Below are 10284 nucleotides of genomic sequence, written 5' to 3' on the forward strand. Positions count from 1 at the left end.
ACCAGACGCACAAATGAACCGAGATAGATACAGTCGTGTTCTAGCGATGAAAAGCTGATTTGACTGGTCGACAGTCGTTAACGGCCGTCTAGCGAACTTCTTGATACTGTGACCTGCTAGAAGTCTTAAGTTGAAGCTAGAGCGTCATATATTTTTCGTGTGTTCCGCGCGCAATTACAGGAGAAAGCGCCGGAAGTAATTCCATTTGTCAGTGACGCGCGCAGCGCCGAGTGCGCTGCTGCTCACTGCCCCGTCTTATACGCGGCGACGCCGGCATAGTATCGCGCCACCTCTTCCACCATGCGCTGCTTTTCGGCCTGGACATAGAGGGTCGTCGTTTGCAGCGACGCGTGACCGAGCACCTTCTGCACGACATCCACCGGCACCTCGTCGGCGACCGACTGCGTCCCGAACGTATGTCGGAAAGCGTGCGCGTTGGCTTGCCCCAGCCTCACGCGTTCATCGAGGCTCCACCCATCCATCGTCTCAACCAGTTCGGTGATCATTCGACTAATCAGCCGGTTCAATCCATCCGCGGTGTAGCCCGCTTCATTCGCAGGCTGCTCCTCCCCGCCCTCTCCGCCCTCCGCGCCCTGCCCCGCTCGGTGTCGCCGGCGTGACGCATCGGTCCACGGAATGACGACGGGGCTCAGCAGCGGCCCGATCGGTTTGTCTTCTTCGGTCGCGCCGTCGAAATCTTGAGCCCGATCGCGCCAATGCGCGCGCAGCGCGGCCAGCGTCGCGGCGCTCACCGGCACCGTGCGTTCCCGCTGGCCCTTGCCAACGAGGGTCAGCTCCCAGACCGGCCGCTCGGGTGTGCCAAAGGATGAAGGGCGCAGAGCCTCGCGCCGGGCGCGTGCGGCTTCTTCGCGCCGCAGACCGGAATCGCCCATCAACAGAATTGCCGCGCGCACGGCGCGCCACTGCGCACCGGCCGTCATCCCGCTCTCTGCTGCTGAGCGCAGATCGAGTTCGTCGCGCAGCTTCCGCCACAGACCGGCCGGCAAGGCACGTTTGATCTTCATCGCGCGTTCCCGCTTGATCACCACCGGATCATTGACGGCCTTCCACGGGTTGCCGGCGAGATAGCGCACATCGACCCACCAGGCGAACGCGGTCCGCAGTACGCGAACGGTGTACCGCTGTGATTCGGGCGATAGCGAAGCCGATCCATCCGCCGACGCGGCGAAGGGTCGCCAACGCGGCGAGTGCCGCGCGAAGCGCTCGCCGACGAAACGCGGATCGGGGCTTTTCAGAAAATCTTTGTAGGCCTCGCAGTCATCCACGCGCAGATCGCTCAACGCCTTGCCGCGCAACACCACCGCCCATAACAGAAACCGCTCGAGCTCCTTGGTATACGCGCGCAGCGTTTTCGGCTGATCCCGAAAGCGGTTCAGATACGCGCGCACCGCCTCGAGATCGTGGTTCGCCTGGATGTAACAGAAGACCGTCGAGCGATTTTCGCCATGCGCGCCGGAGAGCGCGTGCGGTACGGCAAGGCGCTCGAGCGGCGCCAGCGTTAGTCGACTTGTCAAGCTTGAATCGCCGTCCGGGCCGCCGCCGTTCAGGCCGCTTCTTGTCACCTTGGGGGCCGGCACCACTTCGACCAGCTCGGCCGCGATCAGCGGCACGCCGTCCCGTTCTTCGGAGTCGACGTCCGCTTCGATCGTTAGTTGCAGTGATGCGTGCTGCTTGCGTAACCAGCTCACGATCGCGCGCGCCCGGCCCGGGCCGATGCGCGGAATCGAGCGCCACCAGCTGCCGCCGCGTCGGTTGCAGAACGCCACCAGGTCGCCCAGCGTCCTGATGCCCTCGCCTTTCAGCCGCCGCGCCACGCGCGGACGCAGCCAGGCACTGATTGGGTGATCGGCCTGCGGCGGCAGCGCCGCGAGCTGCGCCGCCTCGGTGACCATGCGAAACGTCACCGCGGTGAGCAACGGCCGCCCATGCTGCCGCATCGACGCACGCAGGTGATCGGCGAGCACGGTCGATCCGTGCGCGAGCGCCAGCGCGACCAGCGCGTCGAGCATCGAGTTGAGATGCCGCTCCATCGCGCCGGGCGTCGCCGCGTGCGCATCCTCGTCGGGATCGTAGTAGGTGCGCGCGATCACCGCCGGCGCAATGCGCTGCACGTACGCGCGCAGCGCCGTGAATTCCTTGGTCGTGTAACGGCGCTCGAGGGCAAGTGATTCGGTGAGCTTTTCCGGGGGGCGCGTCGTCTTGGCGGTGAGCTTTTCCGGGAAGGTGGCCGTGCGCTTAGGCATCGTCGCCCTCCCCATCGAACGCGTCACCGGAATCATCACCTGCCTTGTCGCGACCGGGTCGGTCACGGTTCGTCGACGGTGGCGCTGGTGCGCGCAGTGTAGGAAGCCCGAGCTGCGCGAGCGCCTCGCTCGCCTGCGCCATGAACGCCTCGGGCCAGGTCGCGCACAAAAACTCGAACGCGGTGCGGGCCTCGCGCAGCAACTCGGCCAGGCGCGCGTTTTCCGCGGCGTACGCGGTGACATCGAAGTCGGCGCTGTTGTTGTGTTCGGGTCTTGCGCCATACATCACGCGCTGCACCAGCTTGACCGCGCCGACATCCGTGATGAAGTCGATCACCGGCCCCAAGCGCGCGTCGTTGATCAGCGCAGCGCCATAAATTTCGGCCAGCGCGATGACGACCGCCAATTCCAGGCGGGTGGGCTTCACCGGCAGCAGCGGCACCGCATCGCCGTGCGCGGTCAGCCACGCGGCCGCGGCCCGGCGCTTCAGGGTGATCGCCTCGTCGAGTTCGAGCACGACGCGCGCGACGGCCGCGGTCGGCGCATCATTCGGCCATCGCTCATGCTCGTCGGCGCCAGCGCGATCGCTGCGATCGTCGTCCAAGTCCTCGCTGCCTTGTGCCACGGCCCCTGCCCTCTGTTGTAAATGCGAATTCGAGGATTGTACCCCTTAAACGCCATCCCGATAATAGATATTATCAGGATTGCCGATCGTTTTGACGAGAGGAGATAAGCCTCACACTGACTTCGCGCCACTGGAGACTCATGACCGCGCAGGTTTCGCGCTCCACGCTCAGTCGACCGCCCATCCGTCTTCAATTAGTGAGTCAAAACTGGCGAACACTAGTACAACACCCGTCGCCCGAGTCGCTAGGAGGAAGCCGCCTCCGACGCCACCAGTCAGCAGCAAGCCAAAGCTACCAGTGGTGTGCTTCATAGGCCAGATTCCTCGGTCATCATTCTTCAAAAGGTCCCTTGTGAGTTCGATGAGCCCGTCGGACCACCGCTGAATAACCATCTGTACTCCTCCGCTTACCAATACTGGAAGCCGTGGACCCGTAATCGCGGTTCGTCCGATCAGCAATTCCGTCGAATACACACCCCTTCCGCTATAGACAAGCGAAGTCACTTTCGATCACTTCCACGATGGACCGGCCGCAACGTTCGGATCGCAAGAAGTCTCCGAATGCCTTTCGCTGACTGCGCTCCTCCTCTTCCAGGCGCTCGATCAGCCGCAAGCGTTTCAGCTCAGCTTCATCCAACTGGACCATTTCGTCGACGGTCAGATCTAGACTTTCCAGTACCCCATCGTTGCTGCTGTTTGACGTATGAGCCGTCCAGCGATCTGCGATGTCAGCTAGGTCTGCTAGCGGCATCTTTGACAAAGCAGCCGCGATGGCTCTCTCTTTCAGATCATGGTTGAAGTTATTCCTCGCCCGTTCGGACGCGACGTTTAACGCTTTCCATTTCGTGGACCACTCCTCCGCAACGCTGCTTGCCCATCTATCGAGTTCTCCAAGAAAATGACGCAACGAACCAACGTCCGATCCATCTAGGGCTGTGATCTCCGAGACCCATCGGCGCAAGACACGAGCATGCGCCGGCTGCAGTCTCTCCCGTTCAAGAAGTTCAACGGAGAGCTGTTGGGTCATTAACGGAACCGAAAGTAGAAAGACACTCTTCAACAGATGAACAAGTTCGAACAAAGCGCTAACGCCGACGACCTGACCCGACGCGGCTGCGGCATCACTGATGGTGATGATCTCGTCGGTCGCGTCGACGACATGCACGGCATTACTGAGTGACTGATGAACGAATGCTTCAATGCCGGGCGCGGTCGAATGGCGACTGCCCGCAACGTTCAATACTCGGATACGGTGGTCCGACAGGAAGCGCGCGAGCTGGTCGACCGACTGCGATGGCGACAAGGCGAGCCAAGGCTTCCCATGACGTTGAGCGAACTCTGCTGTCCGCTTCGATCCCCCGCTGAGCGTCTCAGTCATCGTAAAGATGACCGTTGCATCGCTGTCGCGAACATTCCATTCGGTCCGCTGCAAGTATGAAGGAGAGGGTGCTTCTCTCAGACGGAACCTCTTGTCGAGCACGCCACTTTCGGTCTTTCGGCCTTTAGGGCACCAGCCGCCGTGCTGGATCTCATTCTCCATTGCCCAGACGAGGGCTGCCTGGTCGGCGCCTGTCTGTCCGCCACAAACGATCTGCAGCTCCTGCCGAATCAGTCGAGCTTTCATCCTTTCCTCTGTTGATCGATCAAACTTCGGATATGAGCGGCGACCTCCCGGTTTTCCGCCGATAGCTCGCCGTTGTCGAGTAGCCGATCCAGGACATCTGCAATGTCAGAACGCATCAGCAGGAATTCGTCGACTTCCATTCCGGCGAGTTTTGCACCGGCCGTTAACAAGACCAAGATGGTGTCAGCGCGATCCGAAGCGAACTCGCTGCGCTCCGGCCAGTAGATAGCGGAATCGGCAGTGAACGCCGTATAAAGCGCCTGTTGCCGGTTGACAGACGCATCCGCGCCGGCCTCGATAAATGTTTGCACGAGATCTGCCGATAGCGTTGAAACGGCGGCGATCAACGCCGACCCAGCTCCCGCCTGCACGTCTGCGCCGCTTTCGATCAGCCAGTCACATGCGTCCAATGAATAAGTTGATGCCGCCGCCGTCAACGCTGCGCCGTCACCGCAATCAATCTGCGCGCCGTGTTCAAGCAGCAGCTCAAGAATGTTTACGTTGTTGGCCGCAGCGGCAGCGCACAAGGCAGCGACTTCGAAGCGCGGGTCGTTTCTAGCATGCTGCCGTAGCTTGGCGACCATCGCCCAGCAGTCGGATTGGCAGGCGACTTTTAGCGCGGCGAATCCGTTGTGTGCCGGCGTACCTCCATTTTGCAAGGCCGTCTCAGCGCCCTCGATGTCATGCGCACGGCAGCAGGTCTCGAGGTAGGCACTCCAAAAGCGTTCGCGGCTGCGCAGCAGTTTGCGGTCCGTCGCAACGAGCCTCCGCGCCACTTCGGCGTATCGACCGTGAATGTACCCAGAAAAGAAGGGGGGAATGCCAGTCAGTTTAAGGGTCCCTGCCGCTGGATCCGCGCCGGGTAGTAGGCGCGGATCATTTTCATCCTCACTTTCAAAGCAAACGTCCACCGCACCGAAGGCCAGTTCTGGATCAAGATCGAAGTGGCTCACGTGGCCGAGCACGGCTGCGAGCTTCCAGTGATCGGGCATCTGGCTGCACGCAAGAAACGAGACAATCGCATCAGTGAAGCGACCGTCGAAATTGCACGGTCTAACGTCGGCGTCCTCCACCGTTGACTCCCACAGTTCGTTCACCTGGCCGAACGTCGTGCACTGATCCAGTCTGCTGAACCATTTCCTAAGCGCGTGTTTGTTCAAGGGAACCGTCCGTTTAAGTTCGTGGGTACGCAATGTTGCATCCGTGAAGAGACATTTCCTGTCTGGAGCAGCCCGTCTTTACGACCGCAACCATCGGGCTCTCGAGACATGTTTTGTCCGGACGCGGGCGGATGATGCCTAAACCCCAACTACCGGAGAAAGAAATGGCCACAGAGGTAATACGCGACGCCCGCCACCACCGTATTGGCACGATTGAAACGGACTCGGGAGGCAATAAAGTTGCACGCGACAGGAACCATGTCCGTGTCGGGCAGTACGATCGAGCCGCCAGCGTCACGCGCGACCGGAATTACCGGGTAGTTGGAACGGGGAACCAGCTGAGCACACTGATCGCGGACGCTGATCGATAAACCGAAAGCTGTAGCCGGGCGAAGAGAGCGGCGAGCTGGGCGATCTTTTGGTCAGAAATCTTCCGCCCACCGCTCCCAGAAGCCCGGCTCGTCATGGTGAGCGTTCGCTTGCGCAGATTCGAGATCCTCCAAGAGGAAGCGCATATGCGGCATGCGCAAGGTACCGTCCGGGTATTCAAGGAATTCTTCCACTGCGCGATACGACGCGTCGTCTGGACAGTACGGCAGGTCAATGTAAATCGAGCCTCGATAGCTTCTCATTACGCGCTCGTTCGCTACTTCACCACACGGCGACCAAGCGTAGCCATGCGCGTCCAGCCACCCCACAACCGCCAGACGCGTGGGATGCTCCTCCCACTCATGAGGCGATGGGTCGCCGGACGGATCGTCGAAGAACGTCAGCAGGAGGACGTCGCGCTGTTTCCGGCGAGCAATCGCGTCGATATATTCGATCTTGCGGGGCATTTGTGAACGATTGAATTGGTTGGACGAGACACGATTAAGATGCGTCGGATTCCGTCGAAAAAGCCAAGATTGGCGCTCGTCGCTTTTCCCGTTTCCGCGCGCGTGGGCAGACTGGCAGCGAATTCATCAAGGAGCGGATACCCCAAAGTCAGTCTGCAACGACACGTTCAGCGGGGCGCGTACACGCCGCTGAGCGAACGCGCTTCGGCAACAAACTCAGCGCGTAAATCGGCCGGTGCGAGAACCTCCACGTACGGACCAAATGACCGGATCCACCAGCGAAGGCGATGGCTCAACGTGACCGTACCGCTGACGTCCAAGCCTTCTTCGACCCGTATGGCTTGCTGGTCTGTCGCCATCGGCGACTCGAGCAAGTGATCCCCGGCTGTCCCGCGGAAACGCAAGTGAACAGTGACCGTACCCGACGGAAAGAAGTCGAACTGCCGTTGGGTCTTGATGAACTCGTCGAGCGAGAAGTCCGTCGGGTAAGAGAAACTCTCCTCAGTTATGCGGGCCGCCACAATCCGGTCCAGTCGGTACAAAGTCGGCTTGGGCTTATCGGCCCTGGATGCAACCAGATACACCAGGCCGCCGACCTCAACCAGCCCAAGCGGAAGCAGCATAGTTTTAGTAACCGGGCCGGGGAGTCGAGGATCGTTGCTGTTGCGGCGCTGATAGGTGATATCGAGCCGGTATTGGAGAAACAAAGCCTGCGAGACAGCTTCAAAGACCCCTTGCGCGATCGTGGGATGTTGCAGTGGGAAGCTGTTCGGTTCGACGGACACCTTTGACAGCCAGCTCCCGTAGGGACTGGGCTGTCCCGCATGTCCCGTCGACAGCTTGGCGGCCGCGACATCAAATAGCGGCGCGAGGGACTGTGACACAAGCGCCGGGATCTGACGAGACGAGAAACGCACAAGCGCCTGAAGCGCGAGTGCTTCGTCGAAGCGCATCAGGCCGCCTGCCTTCGCTGCCATCCCGCTAATGCCTGGTTTGCGCTTCCAATACAGCGTGGTGCCCCGCTTTTCACAGCGCACGAGCCCAGCGCGTTCCATGGCTTCCAGGCGTCGCTGCACCGTCTTCGTATGTTTGAAGAACAAGCCCATGCCGGCGAGCGCCTCGACAGCCCTGGGCGTGCTGATCCCGGGCGATCCGTCGCGGTCTTCCGGAAGGACCGCAATGATCTCAGGGTCGTGTTTCAAGTTGCTATCCTTGGAAGGAGCATCGATGCCGCTGCTGCGTGCGTATCCAACGAACTAGACGACGGTCGACCCGTCCATCAAATTGACAATCGTGATGGATCGTCCGTCTTTAGCCGCCCGTCGATAACGAGACCATGGATCGAGCGATCGCCAGTCATGAAGACTGCCCTCGATCGAGGAGCGAGCGAGCCATGCGTCTTCGCTCTTCAGGATGACCGCGCCGATGCATACCCGGTCCAGGAATTCCTTCGCCTCGGGGACAGACGTGAATCGATACGGTGGCGCAGCAGGACTAGCATCCGATTGTTTAGCGGCAGGCGATTGCCCTAGCAAGAAGTCCCGCACGACGCTTCTAGGCACCACATGCTCGAAGCGATAAACGTCGCGTGGCTGCGAGGCGCTGTATGCTTTGAGCGCGCCGGCGGACCAGAAAGGACAACCGGCCAGTGGCCTCTCGGCAGACTGCCGGGCAATGGCGTTGGCTTCGTCCCTTGCATTTTTCGCCATGGGCCAAGTCCTGCCTCGAACCGGACGGTCGTGTTTCCCATACCACTCCGGCCAGTCAGCCAGCACCTGCTCAACGACTGCGCGCTTCGTACCGAATGAGAAAGCATCTGTTGCCAGTACATTGAACAAGTCGTTTGCCATCTCCGATTTGCTCAAATAGTGCTGCGACGCTGAAGCCATCTGAATTTTTTTTAGTGAGAGGTGCCCGGCTTATCGGCGCGCGGTCGCAAAACCTTTAACGGCGATTGCAACTCACTGAAACGAAAGCGTCGGCAATCACCAAAAGATGATTGTCGACGCGATTCACCTTTGGGAACGAAGCCTCATGTTTCTTGTTTGTCGTCGGCGTAGTAGCGCGCCGCAGCTTCGAGCATGCGTCGTCGCTCCGCCCGCACATAAATCGACGTGGTCTGCAATGACGCATGACCGAGAATGGCCTGCACGACGTCGGTCGGCATGTCGCGCGCCACCGCGCGCGTGCCAAACGTGTGCCTAAAAGCATGCGCCGAGGTGTTCGCCAACTGCACCAGGTCGTCGGTGCTGAAGTCCGCGAGCGCCGCGCTCTCCCTTGCCAGGCGTTGCACGGCCGTCCTGACGAGCCGCCCGAGTGCATCCACGGTGTACGGCGCGTTCTCCGTCTGGGCATCGTGGAGCTCGAGTGCGGCGCGCGTGCCCGGGATCCACTGCGGCGCAATCAAGGGCCCGCGTGCCTGCGGCGCATCAAAGTCGCGTCCGCGGTCGTGCCAATGGGCGCGCAGCGCGACAATCGTCGCCCCGCTGACCGGCACCGTGCGTTGCTTGCGGCGCTTACCGATGACGGTCAGCGTCCAGACCGACGACGGGCCGCGGGCTGACTCGGCCGAATTGGCGAAATCGACCGAGCGGGTCGACGTTGGCGGCGACGGCGATCGGGGTGAGGGGCTGCGCGACGCGCGTGCCTCGCCGGCGACCTCGGCGAGGCGTAAATCTTCGCGACGCGCGAGCGCCGCCTCCGCCCGCCGCAATCCAGAATCCCCCATCAGTAGGATGGCCGCCCGCGCAGCGCGCCATTGCCGCGCCTCGTCGTCCGCCGCCGGCACGACACCCATTAACGCGTCGCAGTGTGCATCGAGCGCCTGACGCACCCGCGTCCATAAGCTCGCGGGGAGCGCCCGGTGGACTTGCACGGATAGTTCGCGTGTCAACGTCGCCGGTTCATGCACCGCGCTCCACGGATTGCCGGCGAGATAGCGCACCTCCACCAGCCACGCGAACGCCGCGCGCAGCACCCGCACCGCATACGCCTGACTGTCAGCGGACAAACCCTCCGTTGCGAACGGGCGCCATCGGCCGCTGGTGCGCGGACGCTTGGGTCCGGTGAACGACGCCAACGGCGCCTGCAGAAAATCCTTGTACGCCTCGCAGTCCTCGACGGTCAGCGACGACAGCGCCTTCTTCCGAACCACCACGCTCCACAGAATCAGCCGCTCGAGCTCGCGGGTATAGGCGCGCAAGGTCGTCGGCCGATCACGATAGCGGTGCAGAAACGCGTGCACCGCGGCGAGGTCGTGCTCGGCGCGAATGAATGCAAAACTTGCCGCACGATTAAAGCCAGTCGCCCCCGACAATTCGGCCGGCACGGCGAGGTGTTCGAACGGCGCAAGCCGCGGTTCGCCTGGATCGCCGCCGACCACGATGACGCGGTCGTCACCCTTCCCTTCACTCACGCGTGTTGGCACTAACGATGCGGTGTCGACGTCGGCGTCCACCTTGGCGCCCAGTGTCGACTCATGCCGGCGCAGCCACGCGACGATCGTGCGCGCGCGCAACGCGCCGATGCGCGGCACCGACCGCCACCAGCTGCCGCCGCGCGCATTGCAATAGTCGATCAGCGCACCGAGCGTGCCGATGCCCTCCCCGTTCAGGCGCTGCGCGATCAATGGTCGGAACCACAGGTGCACCGGGTGCGCAGGAAGCGGCACCGCCGCGGCGAGCGTCGATGCCTGCTCCACCATGCGCAAGGTCATCGCGGTCAGCTTCGCGCTGCCGTGCTGTTTGATCGACGCCTTCAGGTGGTCGGCCAGCAC

General features: G+C 61.8%; 8 protein-coding genes. All 8 read right to left on the bottom strand.

What is annotated here, in order from left to right; genetic code table 11:
* Positions 1-242: 242 nt before the first annotated feature.
* Complete coding sequence (locus AWB72_RS25750) at positions 243-2330, bottom strand: site-specific integrase (protein ID WP_445343859.1); 2088 nt, start codon at positions 2328-2330, stop codon at positions 243-245.
* Positions 2257-2868 carry a hypothetical protein gene (locus tag AWB72_RS25755; RefSeq protein ID WP_244285752.1) on the bottom strand — a complete coding sequence of 204 codons (612 nt, stop codon included), beginning with the start codon at positions 2866-2868 and terminating at the stop codon, positions 2257-2259. The genes AWB72_RS25750 and AWB72_RS25755 overlap by 74 nt, the downstream gene beginning before the upstream one ends.
* A 505-nt stretch (positions 2869-3373) precedes the next feature.
* Positions 3374-4513, bottom strand: coding sequence for a putative molybdenum carrier protein (locus tag AWB72_RS25765; protein ID WP_087128914.1), 1140 nt, complete (start codon positions 4511-4513; stop codon positions 3374-3376).
* A complete protein-coding gene (locus tag AWB72_RS25770; RefSeq protein WP_143754684.1) occupies positions 4510-5706 on the bottom strand; it encodes an ankyrin repeat domain-containing protein in 1197 nt (398 codons plus the stop codon). Before AWB72_RS25770 ends, AWB72_RS25765 begins: the two co-directional genes overlap by 4 nt.
* Positions 5707-6095: 389 nt before the next feature.
* Positions 6096-6509: a hypothetical protein gene (locus AWB72_RS25780; protein ID WP_087128917.1), complete on the bottom strand. Its 414-nt coding sequence runs from the start codon at positions 6507-6509 to the stop codon at positions 6096-6098.
* Positions 6510-6676: 167 nt separating this feature from the next.
* Positions 6677-7711 (bottom strand): helix-turn-helix transcriptional regulator, encoded by a 1035-nt coding sequence (locus AWB72_RS25785; protein ID WP_244285753.1) that lies wholly within the window; start codon positions 7709-7711, stop codon positions 6677-6679.
* Between the two features lie 54 nt (positions 7712-7765).
* Positions 7766-8359: a hypothetical protein gene (locus AWB72_RS25790; protein WP_087128920.1), complete on the bottom strand. Its 594-nt coding sequence runs from the start codon at positions 8357-8359 to the stop codon at positions 7766-7768.
* A gap of 182 nt (positions 8360-8541) precedes the next feature.
* Positions 8542-10284 (bottom strand): site-specific integrase (locus tag AWB72_RS25795; RefSeq protein WP_143754685.1); only part of this gene is annotated, 1743 nt, incomplete at its 5' end.

The sequence above is a fragment of the Caballeronia concitans genome (genome assembly GCF_001544615.1).
Lineage (GTDB): Bacteria > Pseudomonadota > Gammaproteobacteria > Burkholderiales > Burkholderiaceae > Caballeronia > Caballeronia concitans.

Excerpts from the sequence above, each read along its gene's own strand:
- AWB72_RS25780 (WP_087128917.1), bottom strand. The coding sequence starts at position 6,509 with ATGCCCCGCAAGATCGAATATATCGACGCGATTGCTCGCCGGAAACAG.
- AWB72_RS25765 (WP_087128914.1), bottom strand. The coding sequence starts at position 4,513 with ATGAAAGCTCGACTGATTCGGCAGGAGCTGCAGATCGTTTGTGGCGGA.
- AWB72_RS25790 (WP_087128920.1), bottom strand. The coding sequence starts at position 8,359 with ATGGCAAACGACTTGTTCAATGTACTGGCAACAGATGCTTTCTCATTC.